At 61.6% G+C, this 16,822-nt stretch carries 11 protein-coding genes and 1 pseudogene; 6 read left to right on the top strand and 6 right to left on the bottom strand.

Translation table 11 applies throughout. From position 1 onward, the window contains the following. Positions 1 to 114 precede the first annotated feature (114 nt). From ACOIX3_RS29505 to ACOIX3_RS29495, 3 genes are all read left to right on the top strand, one after another. Positions 115 to 4,443: a strawberry notch-like NTP hydrolase domain-containing protein gene (locus tag ACOIX3_RS29505; RefSeq protein WP_420965478.1), complete on the top strand. Its 4,329-nt coding sequence runs from the start codon at positions 115 to 117 to the stop codon at positions 4,441 to 4,443. Beyond that, positions 4,443 to 5,510 carry a DUF7146 domain-containing protein gene (locus tag ACOIX3_RS29500; RefSeq protein ID WP_420965477.1) on the top strand — a complete coding sequence of 356 codons (1,068 nt, stop codon included), beginning with the start codon at positions 4,443 to 4,445 and terminating at the stop codon, positions 5,508 to 5,510. The genes ACOIX3_RS29505 and ACOIX3_RS29500 overlap by 1 nt, the downstream gene beginning before the upstream one ends. 329 nt (positions 5,511 to 5,839) lie before the next feature. After that, positions 5,840 to 6,769: a DUF2493 domain-containing protein gene (locus ACOIX3_RS29495; protein ID WP_420965476.1), complete on the top strand. Its 930-nt coding sequence runs from the start codon at positions 5,840 to 5,842 to the stop codon at positions 6,767 to 6,769. A gap of 68 nt (positions 6,770 to 6,837) precedes the next feature. On the opposite strand, the gene ACOIX3_RS29490 is transcribed toward ACOIX3_RS29495, so the two are convergent. Further along, positions 6,838 to 7,506 carry a hypothetical protein gene (locus ACOIX3_RS29490; protein WP_028343832.1) on the bottom strand — a complete coding sequence of 223 codons (669 nt, stop codon included), beginning with the start codon at positions 7,504 to 7,506 and terminating at the stop codon, positions 6,838 to 6,840. A 295-nt stretch (positions 7,507 to 7,801) separates the two neighbouring features. Between ACOIX3_RS29490 and ACOIX3_RS29485 the strand changes: the two genes are divergently transcribed. Beyond that, positions 7,802 to 8,242, top strand: a complete 441-nt coding sequence (locus tag ACOIX3_RS29485; RefSeq protein WP_420965475.1) for a hypothetical protein — start codon at positions 7,802 to 7,804, stop codon at positions 8,240 to 8,242. Positions 8,243 to 8,505: 263 nt separating this feature from the next. Here the strand turns inward: ACOIX3_RS29485 and ACOIX3_RS29480 are convergent, their stop codons facing one another. Both ACOIX3_RS29480 and ACOIX3_RS29475 read right to left on the bottom strand, forming a co-directional pair. After that, the gene (locus ACOIX3_RS29480; protein ID WP_060910361.1) at positions 8,506 to 8,784 is read right to left on the bottom strand and encodes an HU family DNA-binding protein; all 279 of its coding nucleotides are present in this window, start codon (positions 8,782 to 8,784) and stop codon (positions 8,506 to 8,508) included. A gap of 88 nt (positions 8,785 to 8,872) precedes the next feature. After that, positions 8,873 to 9,142, bottom strand: coding sequence for a hypothetical protein (locus tag ACOIX3_RS29475; RefSeq protein WP_420965474.1), 270 nt, complete (start codon positions 9,140 to 9,142; stop codon positions 8,873 to 8,875). A 239-nt stretch (positions 9,143 to 9,381) separates the two neighbouring features. Here ACOIX3_RS29475 and ACOIX3_RS29470 point away from each other — a divergent pair, with 239 nt between their 5' ends. Both ACOIX3_RS29470 and ACOIX3_RS29465 read left to right on the top strand, forming a co-directional pair. Beyond that, a complete protein-coding gene (locus tag ACOIX3_RS29470; RefSeq protein ID WP_420965473.1) occupies positions 9,382 to 9,744 on the top strand; it encodes a membrane dipeptidase in 363 nt (120 codons plus the stop codon). Then, the gene (locus ACOIX3_RS29465) at positions 9,690 to 9,944 is read left to right on the top strand and encodes a membrane dipeptidase (protein WP_420971821.1); all 255 of its coding nucleotides are present in this window, start codon (positions 9,690 to 9,692) and stop codon (positions 9,942 to 9,944) included. Before ACOIX3_RS29470 ends, ACOIX3_RS29465 begins: the two co-directional genes overlap by 55 nt. A 749-nt stretch (positions 9,945 to 10,693) precedes the next feature. Here the strand turns inward: ACOIX3_RS29465 and ACOIX3_RS29460 are convergent. The 3 genes and pseudogenes from ACOIX3_RS29460 to ACOIX3_RS29450 all read right to left on the bottom strand — a co-directional run bounded on the left by ACOIX3_RS29460 (position 10,694) and on the right by ACOIX3_RS29450 (position 16,631). Continuing rightward, positions 10,694 to 11,626: pseudogene (locus tag ACOIX3_RS29460) on the bottom strand (class I SAM-dependent methyltransferase). Positions 11,627 to 12,174: 548 nt separating this feature from the next. After that, the gene (locus tag ACOIX3_RS29455; RefSeq protein WP_420965472.1) at positions 12,175 to 12,384 is read right to left on the bottom strand and encodes a hypothetical protein; all 210 of its coding nucleotides are present in this window, start codon (positions 12,382 to 12,384) and stop codon (positions 12,175 to 12,177) included. 1,151 nt (positions 12,385 to 13,535) lie between these two features. Continuing rightward, positions 13,536 to 16,631, bottom strand: coding sequence for a Ulp1 family isopeptidase (locus ACOIX3_RS29450; RefSeq protein ID WP_420965471.1), 3,096 nt, complete (start codon positions 16,629 to 16,631; stop codon positions 13,536 to 13,538). Between the last annotated feature and the right edge of the window lie 191 nt (positions 16,632 to 16,822).

The following is a 16,822-nucleotide window of genomic DNA, read 5'->3' as shown; positions in this document are numbered from 1 at the left end:
CGGGCACCGCCTTGATGCTGAGAGGGAGAGGACGGCCGGGACGGGTTTGAGCCGGTGCGGTCAGAGAGAGCGCCGATCGGCTCGCCCGTTCCCGCTCTCCTTAAGGCTTGCTCCATGAATAACTTTTCCCCGATCGCGGCCGACCCGGCCGCTCCGATCTCGCCTGTTCGCGCTCCCGAGGGCGCCAGTGTCATCATCGCTGCCGCGAGTCATCTCCTTCCGCATCTCGAGCGTGGCCGACGCATCGACGCCGCGATACTCCGCGCCGCAATGGAAGCGGCGTCCGGCGCATCCGATGCGACGGGCGCCTGGAACTGGAAGATGGCCTATGACGCTTGTGAGGTCGCCACCGTCCTGCTTCTGCGCAAATACGGAAAGGCGCTCTTCCGCAAAGCTGATTCTGCGGCTTCACGACTTTCCGCTTTGGACAAGATCGCGGGACTTCTGCCGACCCACACGCGCCGCTCTGCCGAAAGCGAGGCTTTCCAGCAATTCTCGACGCCGATCCCGCTCGGCCTGGCTGCTCTGACCGCGGCCGCCATTACTGCGGCGGATCGAGTGCTCGAGCCGTCCGCAGGCACCGGGCTGCTCGCCATCCTCGCCGAGATTACCGGCAGCGGGCTCATGCTGAACGAACTGGCCAAGAGCCGGGCCACGTTGCTCTCTTCCCTCTTTCCGGCCATCTCCGTCACACGCTTCGATGCGGCCCAAATCGACGACCACCTCGATCCCACGGTGGTCCCGAGTGTCGTGCTGATGAACCCGCCGTTCTCGGCGATGGCGAACGTTTCGGGCCGCATGGCCGACACCGCGTACCGTCACATCGCCTCCGCCCTGGCGCGTCTCGCCGATGGCGGCCGGCTGGTCACGATATCAGGCGCAAACGTCTCACCTGAAGCCTCGGCCTGGCGCGACGCCTTCACCCTATTGCAGGAACGCGGCCGCGTGGTGTTCACCGCGGCGATCGCCGGTTCGGTCTATGCCAAGCACGGCACCACGATCGAGACGCGCATCACCGTCATCGATAAGGTGCCGGCCGCCGACTCACATGCGTTCCCCAAGTCGCCGGGAATGGCGCCCGACGTCGCGACGCTGCTCCGCTGGATCGGCGAACACGTTCCACCTCGCCTGAGCGTCGCATCAACGGGTGGACGTCCCTTGTCGGCATCGCCGGCGCCTCGTACCGTATGCGGCTATCTGGGGCGGACCGCGCAGTCGGCCAAGGCGGCGGTCGCCGACCCCGAAGCGGTTGAACTCGTCTATGAGACGACCGATTGGACGCCGCCCGAGGGCGCGCGCCTCAGCGACGCCATCTACGAAGAATACCGGCTGCAATCGATCCGGATCCACGGCGCGCAGGCGCACCCAACCAAACTGGTGCAGTCGGCCGCGATGGCCTCGGTCGCGCCGCCGAAGCCGAGCTACAGGCCCAGGCTGCCAGCCAGCCTCGTCAGTGGCGGCGTCCTCTCAGACGCCCAGCTTGAGACGGTCATCTATGCCGGCGAGGCGCATGGCAACTATCTCGCCGGCGCCTGGACGGTTGACGAGACCTTCGACCTCGTCACGGCCGCCCGCGACGACGTACCGAACGCCGTCCGCTTTCGTCGCGGCTTCATGCTCGGTGACGGGACCGGCGCCGGCAAGGGTCGCCAGTCCGCCGGCATCATTCTCGACAACTGGCTGCAGGGCCGGCGCAAGGCGGTCTGGATCTCGAAGTCCGACAAGCTGCTCGAGGACGCACAGCGCGACTGGTCGGCGCTCGGCATGGAGCGTCTGCTGGTCACGCCGCTCTCGCGCTTCCCTCAAGGGCGTGAGATCCGGTTGGCCGAAGGCGTCCTATTTTTAACCTACGCTACGCTGCGGTCCGACGACCGCGGCGAGAAGCTTTCGCGCGTCCGGCAGATTGTTCAATGGTTGGGCTCCGACTTCGACGGCGTCATCATTTTCGACGAGAGCCATGCCATGCAGAATGCCGGTGGCGGCAAGGGCGAGCGGGGCGATGTCGCGCCCTCGCAGCAGGGGCGTGCGGGCCTGCGCCTTCAGCATGCGCTGCCCAATGCCCGCGTCGTCTATGTCTCGGCGACCGGCGCCACCACCGTCCACAATCTCGCCTACGCCCAGCGGCTCGGCCTGTGGGGCGGCGAGGATTTTCCGTTCGCCACGCGCGCCGAGTTCGTCGAGGCGATCGAGGAGGGCGGGGTCGCGGCGATGGAGGTGCTCTCTCGCGATCTTCGTTCGCTCGGTCTCTATACTGCACGCTCGCTCTCCTATGACGGTGTCGAATACGAGCTGGTCGAGCACCAGCTCACCGACGAGCAGCGACGCAGCTACGACGCCTACGCCGGTGCGTTCAGCGTCATCCACAATCACCTCGACGCGGCGATGCAGGCCGCCAACATTACCGGCGAGACCGGCACGCTCAATCGCCAGGCGAAGTCGGCCGCGCGCTCGGCCTTCGAATCGGCCAAGCAGCGATTCTTCGGTCATCTGCTCACCAGCATGAAGACGCCGACCCTGGTCCGCTCCATCGAGCGGGATCTGGCCGAGGGCCATGCCGCCGTCATCCAGATCGTGTCGACCGGCGAGGCGCTGATGGAGCGCCGGCTCGCCGAGATTCCACCTGCGGAATGGAACGACGTGCGCGTGGACATCACGCCGCGCGAATACGTGCTGGATTACCTCGCCCATTCCTTCCCGGTGCAGCTCTATGAGCCCTTCACCGACGCCGAGGGCAATCTCTCGTCGCGGCCCGTCTTTCGCAACGGCCAGCCGGTCGAGAGCCGCGAGGCGGTTGCCCGCCGCAATGAGCTGATCGAGCGGCTCGCTTCGCTTCCGCCCGTTCCCGGCGCGCTCGACCAGATCGTGCAGCGGTTCGGCACTGACCTCGTGGCGGAAGTGACCGGACGTTCGCGACGCGTGGTGCGCAGGGGTGACCGCCTTGCCGTCGAGAACCGTGCCGCCTCCGCTAATCTTGCAGAAACCGCCGCCTTCATGGACGACCTGAAGCGCGTGCTTGTTTTCTCGGAGGCTGGTGGCACGGGCCGCAGCTACCACGCCGAACTCTCGGCGCGGAATCGCCGGCTTCGCGTCCATTATTTGCTCGAGCCGGGCTGGAAGGCCGATGCCGCGATCCAGGGTCTCGGTCGAACGAACCGCACCAACCAGGCGCAGCCGCCGCTCTTCCGGCCGATCGCGACCGACGTCAAGGCGGAGAAGCGCTTCCTCTCGACCATTGCGCGCCGGCTCGACACGCTGGGCGCTATCACGCGCGGCCAGCGCCAGACCGGCGGCCAGGGCCTGTTCCGGCCCGAGGACAATCTTGAGAGCCACTATGCCCGCGACGCGCTGCGCCAGCTCTATCTGCTGCTCGTGCGCGGCAAGGTCGAAGGCTGCTCACTCCAGACCTTCGAGGACGCTACGGGCCTGAAGCTCATGGACGCGAACGGCATCAAGGACGAACTGCCGCCGATCACGACGTTCCTGAATCGCCTGCTCGCGCTCACCATCGACCTGCAAGGTCTGCTGTTCACGGCCTTCGAGCAGTTGCTGAACGCGAAGATCGAGGGCGCTATCGCCAGCGGCGTCTACGATATCGGCCTTGAGACACTGCAGGCTGAGAGCTTCATCGTCACCGATCGGCGCCCGATCTACACGCACCCCGTGACCGGCGCGGAAACCCGGCTGCTCACGATCACCGAACGCCGGCGCAATCGCCCCATGACGCTGGATCACGCGCTCGACTATCTCGCCGATGCTCGGGCGGTGCTACTGGTCAATGAGCGCTCGGGGCGCGCCGCCGTGCAGATTCCGGCACCGAGCCTTATGCTCGATGACGGCGAGATCGAATGCCGCGTGCGGCTGATCCGCCCCATGGAGCACCATCATGCTTCGATGAAGATGATGGACGAGAGCCACTGGCAGCCTACGGATCGCGAGACATTCGCCGCGGCATGGAACGGCGAAGTCGTCGACGTTCCCGAGTTCGCCGACAGCACGCTCCACATCGTCGCAGGTCTGCTGCTGCCCATCTGGAAGCGGTTGCCGAACGAGTCGACGCGGGTCTATCGGCTCCAGACCGATGCCGGCGAGCGCATCATCGGTCGCAGGGTCTCGCCAGCCTGGGCGGCGAACACTTGCGCGACTGCTACCTGCAGCTTGACCCCACACGAAGCTTTCGCGGCGCTGATGGAGGGGCGCGCCGTGCTCGACCTCGCCGAGAACCTGCAGCTCCGTCGTGTCCGCGTGATGGGCACCCATCGCATCGAGCTGTCCGGCTTCACCGATACGATGCGTGACCGGCTGCGCGCCTACGGTCTCTTCAGCGAGATCATCTCGTGGAAGCTGCGCATGTTCGTGCCATCAGATGCGACCGGCGCTGCGGTGTTGGCAAAGGTGCTCGACCACTATCCGGTCGCGCGCATCGGCGAGCGGGAGGTCGCCTGATGGCCCGCGACAACGCCTCCGAACTGGCCCGCCGTCTCGCGCGTGACGCCGAGGCGGTGTGCCGCCATTACCTGTGCAACGGGCGGCGCCAGGGCCGCTATTGGATGGTGGGCGACGTCCGCAATACGCCAGGTCGGTCGATGTTCGTCCGGCTCACCGGACCGGAATCCGGACCCGGCGCCGCCGGGCATTGGCGAGATGCTGCCACGGCCGAGCATGGCGATCTCCTCGACGTGATCCGCGAGAGCTGCGGTTTCACGAACTTTCGCGACGTCACCAATGAGGCACGACGCTTTCTGAGCCTGCCGCGTCCAGAACTGGAGCCGGAGCCAAATCGCCTACGGTCGAGAACGTCGCCCGCCCCCCTCGGATCGCCGGAGGCGGCGCGGCGGCTCTTCGGCGTGTCGCACTCGATCGCAGGCACACTCGTAGAAGCGTATCTCCGCAATCGCGGCATTACGGCTTTGCACGAAACCGGAAGTCTGCGCTTTCACCCACGTTGCTACTACCGGCCCGACGACCACAGCGCGACCGAGACCTGGCCGGCGATGATCGCCGCCGTCACCGATCTCCGCGGCCACCTGACCGGCGCGCATCGCACCTGGCTTGACCCCGGAGGCTTCAGCGAGACGACGCTCGGCAAGGCGCTGATCGATACGCCGAAACGGGCGATGGGCGACCTGCTTGGTCACGCCGTTCGATTTGGCCTAGCGGGTGAGGTCATGGCGGCCGGCGAGGGCATCGAGACAATGCTGTCGCTCCGCTGTGTCTTGCCGACTATGCCGATGGTCGCGGCCCTCTCGGCGGCGCATCTCTCAGCCGTCCTTCTCCCGGACACGCTCCGCCGGCTCTACATCGCCCGCGATGACGATCCTGCCGGTGACAGTGCCGTGGCGACCTTGATCGATCGGGCGCAGGAGGCCGGGATCGAGGCGATCGTGATCTCGCCACGGCTTGGCGACTTCAACGAGGATCTTCGTCTGCTCGGATTTGACGCTCTTCGGGCCACGAGTCGCGTGCAGATCGCGGCGCAGGACGTCGCGCGCTTTATTGAGCTGGCGGCATAGCCGGAACGGGGATGAGGTGCGACGCGGCCGCTTCGTTATCGCGAGGCCGGTGGTCCTGCTTCCCCTCGGCGTCGGAGAGGACCGCCCCACGGCCTTCTGAGAGGGCGATCGGGCGGCAAGCGGCCCGGACCGGCAACCTCGTGGACCGACTATTTTCCGTCGGCGGCAGAGCCGCCTTTACATCGCGAGGCAAAATAGTCGGCCCCCTTCGGTCCTCCGCTAACGCTCCGGCCCTCCGCTGCGCTGCGGGTGCAAGTCCGTTCCGCCCGCCGCTTTCGTCGCCATGAAGGCCGCGATGGGCGCGGTCGATCCGACGAGGGAAAGCCGCAATGACCACCGACCACAACGACGATTTTGAGCCGCACCAAAGCTCATCCCCAACCGACCAAGTGCTCCAGGAACTCCAGCTCTTTGGCTACCGTCCCTTCCACGATGAGCCCGATCCCCGGCGGCTCCCTGAAGCGGGAGTCCTCGCCGGCAGCATCGCCGACATCTTCGATGCCCTGGTGGTGGCGCTGTCCGATACCCGCCTTGAGCCGGACCTCGAAGACCTGCTCTGGTCGACGGTGAACATCTTCCACCGCGCCAGCGACAGGATCGAACGAGAGCTCGACGGCAATGAACTGGCCCAGCAGCGCTCCCAGCGCGAACAGGACGGCAGCGAGGTGAAATCCGTCGAATTGGAGCGCCTGACGGCGGAAGGTCAAACACTGATCGAGCGACGCAACGCCTTCGAGCTGATGCGCGACCAGGCCGCCGACGAGTTCGAACGCCACACCCATTCCGTCTGGCGGCCGCGCAACGGGTCGAGGGTCAACCACCGCAATCTGACCTCCGCGATGATCGACAGCCGCGACTTCCTGGTCGCGAAGAAGCGCGCCGACAATCAGGTGCTCATTCCGCCCGGACCGAAAGTCGCGCTGACCGGTGGTCTCGACTTCAACGATCATCGGTTGATCTGGGCCAAGCTGGACCAGGTGCACGCCAAGCATGCGGACATGGTGTTGCTGCACGGCGGATCCCCCAAGGGCGCCGAGTTGATCGCCGCCAAGTGGGCCGACAATCGCAAGGTTCCGCAGATCGCCTTCAAGCCCGACTGGACGAAGCATGCCAAGGCCGCGCCGTTCAAACGCAACGATGCGATGCTGGAGGCGCTACCGATCGGCGTAATGCACTTCCCGGGTACGGGAATCCAGGACAACCTCGCTGACAAGGCGAAGAAGCTCGGCATCCCGGTCTGGAGGTTCGGCGGCGCATAGGCGCCGTCGTACCTGCAGAACGACGGGCGAGCTGAGAGCCCAATCGCACCATGAATCTCTAACGGCCCTCAGGCGTCCTCATCATAGTAATGTGAATCATCAATGGCGCCCGATGTCTCCAGCTCGGGCCGCATATACCCGACCCGACCGGCGACACGCTCAAATGACATGATCGTTGTGAAAGCGATCGAATCTCCGTGAAACGGCTTATCCGGATCGCTCTCCCCATTGAGCGCACCTGAGACATTTGCCACAAGGACATCGTCTCCAACGTCCAGACTTACTTCTTTGATGTAAAGCTCGTCAAAAAAAGCGTTCGTCATCGCCATCTCACCCAAGAGGGCGTCCTCGATCATCATGGGATCTTCTTGAATGAAGGACACGTTGATGTACTCGTCGAGGTCTCGGGTGTACCAAACCTCACCAGAAAAGTAGCCGTTTGCGCTAAGAAAGTTGGAGAGCTGCGACGCCAGTTCGTCAACAACGGGTAGGCCCGCGGGAAGACCGTTGAGCTGTTGCACGCGCTGATCCATCAAGCGCAGATCAGGCATTAGGATCGCGGCTTTGTCCAAAGCCGCAAGCTGGTACTTCGGCTCGGCCCTTAGAGCCGCCGCGGTACCATAGCCAAAATACGCAGCCACGATCTCATGGGCGTGACCTGATCCGAGCTTACCGCCGGTCAGATTGTTGAACGTCACACGCAGAAAGTCTGCGCAGTGCTTTTGGATGGTAGACATGGCAAATCCATTTTACTCCGGCGTCTTAGTGGCAGTCACAAGCGCTTCATGACCACCACGCGCCAGCAAAATGGATGCCGTTCGGGTGTTCGATTAGGGAATCGAGATGCCGCCTTTTGGGTCGCTTGCAGCCCGGGCGATCGGCTCCTGACCGTCAATATGGGCGTTCCGTCTGTCGCGCGCAACGGATTTGTATCGATTCCGGTCGCTGGCGTTTGTCGCTATAGTGTTGCTCGCGCCGTGGTGGTGGTGGAAGGCGCGACCGTCAGACCATTATCTCACGGAGCCCACCGCCATGATCACCCTCGGACCACTGCTCGTTATCCTAGTTATCGGCTTCTTCGGCTGGCTACTCTTCACGCTTGCTGTCTTCGCACTGCCCTTCTTCGCCGGCGTGATGATCGGCATGTGGGCCTTCCACACGGGGGCCGGCGTGCTCGGCGGCATCGCGCTGGGCCTCGTGGCGGGCGGCTCAACCTTCGGCATCGGCCAACTCGCGCTCGTCTTTGTGACATGGACTTGGCTTCGGTTCCTGATCATCATCCTCTATGTCGCCCCCGCTACCATCGCCGGCTACAGCGCCACCCATGGAATCGCCCAGATAGCGATACCTTCACCCGCCTGGCAGACGATTTTCGGGGTCGTCGGGGCCATTGCCGTTAGCATCACGGCGTTCGTCCGCCTGACCGGAACGGCCGCACGCGGACCAGCCAAACAGCGCTTGGCGCGCGGCTGATATCGGTAAGACGGTGGGTCCCGTCCAGGCATCCAGACTGGCACCAATCCTTCATCATCGAGCCTGCGCTAAGCGCGGCTTTAGCGCTGATGGTGCGAGCGCGAAAACAGAGATCAAGGAAGACACTGTGGCGACCATCAGCACCTTCCGGAAGACCTGCAACAACGAGTTGGCCGGTCCAATCCGCACGCTCGCCTTCCTCAAGGCACGGCTGGTCCGCATCGAGAACCGTCGGACAAGGGGCCCGGCCTGTGCCCCTGCCTTTAGCCGTTCAGCGCATCCTTGAGAGCCTTGGCCGGGGCGAACGTCAGTTTCCTCGACGCCGCGATCTTGATCGCCGCGCCAGTTGAGGGATTGCGGCCTTCGCGCTCCGGGGTATGCTTCACCTTGAACTTGCCGAAGCCCGGCACATTGGTTTCAGCGTCGCTCGCCGCTGCATCGGCGATAGACTTGAAGACACCGTCCACGATGGCCTTGGCTTGCGCCTTTGGCAGATTGTACGCCTTGGCGATCTCGTCGGCGATTTCAGCGGCGGTGGTCATGGTGTGGCATTCCTCGGGGATGTCGGTTGCAATTGGCTACGCGCAGCCTCGGCGCTCTCAGCATAGAGGAGCGCGCATCGCAGCCACGTCAAGACGCGGCCTGGCCGCTTGCGCGAATTATCCCAAAAATTCGGCCAAGGTCGGCAGCTTTCGCGAATGGGCGCTGCCGCAGGACGGGCAGTAGGTACTCCGTGAACTCCTTGTAGCAGCCGGGGATCGTCCAGTTGATCAGGCTGATGCCGTCGATCCCCGCCTCTCGCCAGCGCAGGCGTTCGTCCGCGATTTGCTCCGGCGTTCCGACGAAGCGGGGCGCTTGGCGACGAGCCGGCCGACCGTCGGCTCGCGCTTGCGGATCCATTCGATAGTCCAAGCAGAATTGGCGCAGCAGGCTGCATACTTCATTGGCCGACCCAAGATGTCCTGAAGTGGCCAACTGTTCGGACTCAGGGTACGGAACCGTTCGAGTCGGATCTGGACCTGGTCGATCCCTATCAAGCGCTTGAACTGCGCGTGGTCATGCTGACCTACAACGTGAAACCTTGTAAGTGACGGAGCGAGGAATGGACCGATGCGGGAATTAGCCGCTTCGGCACGCACGTGATCGAGCGGCTAAACGCGAACCAAAACGCGCCGACGTCACACATACCGGATACCGCACGACTATGGAAGCGATTGACGCATCAGCGCAACGGTCGTGTTCTCGCACTCCAATCAAAGGTTCATCTCGATCCGCGGCGCAGCTTCACTGACGAGCAGGCGCGCGCCGCGGCAAGGAGGGGCGGCCTCGCAGGCGTTGTCGCTTGTCCTTACTTTGTCGCAGCCGGGCGGCGTCCCACCCTGGACGAGTTCATTGGTCACATCGCGCACAGACTTGGCCGGAATCGACCACGTAGGGTTGGGTCTCGATTTTTGGTGGGACGTGCAGCCTTCTCAAGCGATCTAGATGCGGACACCCTGTAGCAGCGGGCTATCGCTCGCGGGCGCTGGGATCCAGCCACGTATCCCAGACCTCCGCACTACGATCAGTTGGCCTGGATAATTCAGAGCAAATGGGCACCTTAACCGAAGGCCTCATGAGGCGCGGCTTCAGCCCTGAAAATACGCGGAAGGTGCTGGGCGAGAACTGGCTGCGTGTCTTCCAGCATGTTTGGGGTGCCTAATCCATTTCATTGACAAATCGCGCACGCGGCTCGTCCTGAGACGACAGACCCCCTCTCTTCGAAAACCGACCATCGAAAGCGCTGCTCCAGTGAAACGGAGATGCACCAGTGACGACGTGGTCGGTCGACGATGCAGTGCTCGTTCGCTGCTGAAGCGGGAAGTGCTGTAGCCCGCATTTTTCACACGATTCATTGGGCAAGGAATGAGGTTTGCGGTGCCGAGGATTGGCCGAGGGCAGCGGTGACGGTGGCGGCATGGGCGCTGGTCGGTTTTTGGTGATTTGCGGTCTCGTGGGCCCGTGGGGGGTGACGATCGGCGCTGACAAACCGATCCCTGAAAGACGTAGCCGATGCTACGCCGCAGCATTGGCGGTTCGGCTTCGCTTACAGGCGCTCCGTCGATCCTGACGTCTCCGACGTCAGGATCGACGGACGATTGATGGTCAATAGCGTGGTCTTGTCAGATCCCGAGCCACCTACGAGCGCGATCAATGAAGCTTGCCGCACTTCGAGCGATACGTGGAAACAGCAACACGCCGCACTCGATCGTAGGAATCTGACGCAGCGTCGATCTCGACATACGGCACGGCAACAGATGGATTCGAAGTCGGCGAAGTCGTCATGACCAAGGCTTCTCTGTAAGGCTACCGACCTGACAGAAAGTAATCATGCAGAAAGTCAGGGCATGATCCACCTCGGTGCACGGTTCCCTGGGGCACACCCACAGCTATCCTCGGAAAAGGAACCCGTCACGGCTCCAACGCAACCTGCAAGCCCGCGTTGCCTCCAATATGCACATGACGTGGCCCGATAGGCCGACCCCTGCCGCTGGCGACGGTGACAATGTCTTCCAGAAGGGTGGCGCGCGCATCCATCTCAGGGCGGGACAAGAGCAAATCGGCGTGAAACAGCCCTTCCGATTCAAGACCGGTAGTATCGACGCCAAGAGCCGCCAAGGTGGCCAAACAACTTTCAAACTCTTCAGCATCGCGAAAGCGACGCTGGATAAATGTCGCGCCGGTAAGACGTTCCGTTACAAAGCCACGCTTCGCGAGCGTTGCAGCCAGAGAATCAAATGGGAACATTCGTAGCACGAAGGAGATAATCCATGGACGCTTCTCTGTCGCATCGAGAATTTTGCTGAACGTCTTCTCGGTAACGTAGCCGATGCACCCCGTCGACATGATAACCTCAATGGGGCGGATGATAAGCGCGCTGTCCGTCGATAGCGTCTCCTTTTCAAGATCAGCGACAATACCCTGCTCAAGGAGTCCGACACCTGTTGTATAGCTGATCGCCGGTGCCGATACATCGAGACCGATAAATCGCGCCAGTCCGACATCGGGCCAAGACGCATAGAAACTGCGATCAAGACGCACCAGTGTCTCAGAGCTGATTGCCCCTCATCTCGCGCCGAGTTAGCGATGACGCAAGCCCTTGAACGTCAGTGGAAACCGATGCACCGCAGCGTTGATGCCGTATGAACAGCCAATGTCAAGCACGGTCGGCTTAACGCCAGTTGCCGATGCGTTCGCCGCGAGAATCTGGCGCACAACCGGCTCAGCCACGTCCGGGATCATATAATCCAGGTCTCCCAGCACGGTGAAATATGCCCTGGGATCATCCGAAGCATAAATTTCATCGAAGACAGCCTTAGACCGATTGATACGCGGAAAATCTATTCGCAACCCGATGCCTCCTATTTCATTTTGCAAGCCAGTCGACGGCTGTGCCTTCAAGCGACTCGGTCCCTTGTCGCAGAGATTGGCCGGCGCATAAACCCCACCGTTTTCTCAATCGCGCTTCATGAAGCTGGGGGGCTGAGAGTACGTATGCTCTAAAGGCCGCGAGGTTCTTCAGCATCCAAGTTGTGACGTTGATGACTTCTTGAGTGTCGATCGGCAGCGATCGCAATGACCACACGTTGATGGCACGATGATGGCCGGAGTGAGCGCAGAGCGATGCGCTGCGTCGTTCGATCCTGTCGATTGCTATCGTCTCGATCGTTGGGTATAGGCAAGCGCCGAATAAGGCGAGAATGGCGCACCTTTCGTATAGCGTGTTCCAAGCGCTGTGCTCATTGTCATTCCGATAGGCGGCAGCCATCACATCGTAATCGATTGCTTCACTACCGTTTCCTTGAACGGCGATTTAAAATGCGAGGACTTTTGCTTCCTCATTCGCGCCCAGAGGCTCGATGGACTGCTCCGCATTGGTGATCGGCCCCCTTTCAGTCGGGCTCGCCGGTCACGGCGATCCTTGCCACGTGCGCGTAAAACGCCAACTCGGTGTCGTTCTCGATCATATGATCGAGCAACGTCTTCATGTCACTTTGATCGCAAGCCGACTGAAACGGCCCAGGTTGACGCTCGATTGTCAGCACCGCGATCGCGAGCGCTTTTTTCACCAGATGCAGATCGCGTCCTGTGAACGCCGCCACGCCGGCCTCCTTAACCGCACATCGATTCACAATCCATTCTAGTCAATCAGCCATACCGCACCGTGACGGCAACAATGTTCCGGCCGAGAGCCGCGCAGGCTTGGCGCCATCAACCCGCAAAGGGGTCGGCTTACGCGGAAGCGTGCCGCCGCTTTGTCTTCGCCTGCGCGGTGATTGCGGCCCACGCCCGGACACGCGGGCGCCTGTCGCGCGGGGATGATCCCCGCCTCAGAACAGATGATAATAGCTTCACCACCTGGCAGACAGTTTTCGCGGCGGTCGGCGCCGAGGCTCGGCCCGTCATCGTCGGGTGAGCGGGTTAGATACGGCGAGGCGGCCGAATGCCTGACTAGGAATCTCGACGCGCTGATGACAAGTTTCCTTTAATTTGATTCTCGCCTCGCTCGTCATGCACTAGCTTCCCATTGGTCACGCCCCATTTCGGAATCAACCGGCCGCTACCGTAAGGCGGCCCTTTAGTATTCTCCGCGCACCACCTTTCATGGACCCCCTGCTGGCCAGTCACGAGAACTATTTCGTGAACTATAACTTCAGTGAAACCTGGCAAGGCGGTGGGAAGGCCACGATGCGCTTCTGGCATCGTCCGATTCACGTCATGTTCGACGCGGTGAAGTCGAGACACTAAACGAACCCGACCCCGAGGCCAGCTCATGCTCCCAGAGGCCTATCAGAACTTAGCGACCCAGCCGCGATTTCTTTCATCTCGGTGGTGAAAGGATGAGTGCGCTTCACCACCACACACAAGATTTGGCGTCTGAGTCGCATCAAGGCGGCGCCGTTTATGTCGATCATAAACTCTTGACGGTGACCGACCGCTGGCCAAAGGATAATTCCATCCTGGTAGCTAAAAACCTCGCGGGCGCTTCTGCCACAACGTCTAGGTTTATCCGCCTTGCGCGCAGCTGGGATTTCAGTCCCAGCTGCGGCTACGTGGTGCGACGATAGTGGAGAGCTTGATGACGGCTGTGCGACCACCGGAGACGCTGGCTCCGAAATCGCCCGTCGGGCTCCTCCGCTGTTTCGCTGTTTTGGAAGCAACCTTAGCTCCGGCGTCCGCTCCACATTGTGAGCCACCATGAGGATCTGCAAACGCGCCGATTGCAGAGCTTCAGGCGGCAAGAAGTCGCACTTCAATCAGCTGCGCGCGGCCTGTTCAGTCGCTCCTGCAGTGCCCGCCGATTGACGTCGAGATTGTTGAGGCTCAGGTCTGGCCATTGTGTCGCCGCCAATCGCCTAACCAGCTCCCGGGTACCGTCCAAGACAAAGACGCCGCAATCATAGCCGTTGTCCTGCTGTCTCATTGTGGCCCGTTCCAGGTTGGCCCCCAGCTGGTCTGCGAGCCGCGCTGCGGGTCCGGCATTGTACCCCCAGTTGGAATCATAGTGATAGGCAACCGGCCTTGCCTGATTGCGGCGGTCGACCAGCAGAAACGACCAATGGGAGCCGCGGTTCCTGCCCCCAGGGGCAGCATCGTTCACCGGCACGAACAGGATAGCGGCGCTCGCAAGGCGACGCAATTCGCGTGAGACGGTTCCAGGGTCGCCGTGACTCAGCATAGTGGCGATCAGGGGATCCACGAACCGCGTCCGGGCGGCGAGATCCGGATTGCTCCGGCGCAACTCCTGCTCCAGGAGCTCATAGTCCCGCTGGATATGCTCGTCACCGAGCCAGTCCGTGTGACCCAGCAGCCGTGCGCTGTCGACGGAAGAGGCGCCGGTAACCGAAGCGCCGATCTGACGAGGCTGATAAACGAATTGAAAGTCTCTGCGCCCTCCCGGCCCCGACGAGACCAAGTAGAGCTCACCATTGATCAAGACCGGGCTAGGGCCGCTGAACCGGTTTGGCAGGAGGTCGAGGTTCTCCAGTATGTCGATCTGGACGTCCGAGACCGGTCGGGAGCCGTGCTCCCCCCAGTCATCGCCGATGAGATATCCAATATCCTGTAGCTCCTGAGGCGCGCCAGATGGCCCGACGACGAATGGTGGTCTCGCGAGGCTAACCACCGGCGCAGACTGAGCATCATCACGCACCTCGTACGGTGTGGATGGCAAATCAACCAGAGACTCTAGACCGCCGTAGGCGTCGGACGACCGAGCCGCGGAAGCGCTAGGCACAGGAACTGAGCGAGCATCATTACGTAACTCGTGCGGTGTGGATGGCAAATCAACCAGAGACTCTAGACCGCCGTAGATGTCGGACGACCGAGCCGCGACAGGCGACAGTGGCATGGCTTCCGGCGTGGGCCACTCACTCATATTGAAGTCCTGTGGCAACTGCGGCGACCACGTGGAGGTTGACCCGGCAGGTTCCTGTCCGCTGGCTTGTTCCACCTCCCACGGGTACTCCCCATCGTAGCTTCCGGCGTGAGCTTCGGCCGGCGAATCCTCTTGCCCAGCGACGGGTAACCCAAGCGCCCGATTCGCCTCAACAGCTTGTAGGTAGTTTTGAAGCATCCTCAAAGCTGCGCGCGGCAATTTAGTGTTGGTCTTCTCAAACTCCTCAAGATCTTGGTCGAACGCATGCTGCTGCCCGTCCCCGCTGAGTCGGCCAACTATGCTGCCCCTACCTTCCCTTTGGAGCCAGTCACTGAAACCACGAAGTCGGCTGGCCTTTTGTTGAAAAGGCCACCTCTGCTTCCAGCCCACAACGCCGCGCAGGGCTTCATCGAGCATACCGTCGATGAGGCGGCCATCTGCTGGATAGGGGTGCAGGAGGCGGCGTCCCATGAGACGCGGGCCTGGTCCCATCTGTTCGATATTTTCTCCTCCTGGCCCAAGCCTGCGGAGATGAGCCAGCGTCGAATCAAGAAGGTTCTTAGGGTCGTTCCCTTGCGCTTTATACTCATCGATATCGTCCGCAAGCGTGTCATCGCGAAACCGAGAAGCCAAGAGGTCCTTGTTGTTTTCATGGAGCCAGTTAGCGAATTTTTTTGCATGGATGAGAATACTGTCAATGGTGTTTTTGGGAACTCCGGCTTCTCGGGCTGCCGTCTTGAACCTGCTCATGAGCTCAGCGTCTTCGGCCGGAGGGGCAGCCAAGCGCTGTCGTAGGAGAGGGTTGAAATTTGCGGAGCGTCCCTGGGCTTTTGCGATGTGGAACTCCCGAAGCACCTTCAACGCCGGATGGACGTCTTTTTTGCCACCCTTCTCCACATAGAGTGTCGCAAGTCGTTTCAACTCATCAGGACGGTCAAGCAAGCTGGACAGCGTCAAGGTCTTGGACCGAAGCCAGATGACGAATTTCTGCAGATTCAACACCCACCGACTAACAGTGTCGCGCTTGCGGCCGGCAGATTTGGCCGCCTCCCTGAACTCGGAAATGAGTTTCTCGTCATCTGAGAGCTCGACTGGTGGAAGATCGGACTGCCGGACATTTGTCAACGCCTCAATGACTTGATCTTTGATCTCTTTGTTGCCAGCGGGGTCCATTTCCTGCGCGTAGTCCAGCGCATCGTTCTCCAACCCAGGCTCGTTCAGCCGATCGGCAATAGGGCTCCTCTCGTGCTCGTTAAGCCAGGCACTGAAGTTGCGTAAATAAGATGCATTCCTCTGGGCGGTGTGCATGAACACACTGCCGACGGACGCCCTCATGAACCTGGAAATAAGCACTTGGTCCGACTCAAAGGGCTCAATCGCGTTGCGCCGCTTGGCGAAATACATGCGAAGCTCTGTCGAAGGTAGCTCTTCCTGGTTCGAAGCCCGGGACAGGCTGTTTCGGCTGCTTAGCCCCAACGCTTTCTTGATGCCCTTGACCCCTTCTTTAAAGCGCGACAGCAGTCGGTGGCGCTCGCTGTGCGGCCTTGAGGAGGATTCACGAGCCTCCGATGAAGCCTGATACGGGTCCACCAATGATGTTGATGGCCTGAATTGCAAGCTGTTTGAATCCGCATCAGGGGCATCCAGGCCGTAGCGCGTGCTGGGGAACAGCTTGGTCGGCAGGTTGGACCGCGACCGTATGGAATCGCCGATATCAGTGCGCTGGATGTATGCCTCGCCCTCCGCGGCGGTCGCATCGCCGTCTGCGGGGCTCGCATCAGGCGAACTACCCTCTGCGGAGCTCTCATCAGAGGAACTGAGTTGCAGTTCACTCAGCTGCTGCTCAAATCCCGCTTGACCCGCGGGCATGTTACCCGCCTGTTGCCTCGCCGGCTGCTGCTCTTGCCGAGCAGCGTACCTCTGCACCCAAGATTCCGTATTCCATGGGTCGATTGAATTGATCGGATTCACACACTCTCTCCCTTGAACAGACAGACTTCGCAAGCTCGCGAGCTGAGCTCGGATCTGGCGTGACATATCTTCCGGTCAGCATACTTCGAGGCTACAACTTGACGTTAAGTGGGGTTCAAGGCCTTTTTTCATGCTGCGTTTCTTTTTGCTCCGTAGGCAAACCAGGTCGACACGCTGCCTCCCAACAAGCT

Origin of the sequence: Bradyrhizobium sp. B120 (assembly GCF_049075665.1) — a bacterium.
Lineage (GTDB): Bacteria > Pseudomonadota > Alphaproteobacteria > Rhizobiales > Xanthobacteraceae > Bradyrhizobium.
Note: the sequence above shows the minus strand (reverse complement) of the source record. Positions and strands in the feature narration are given on the sequence as shown.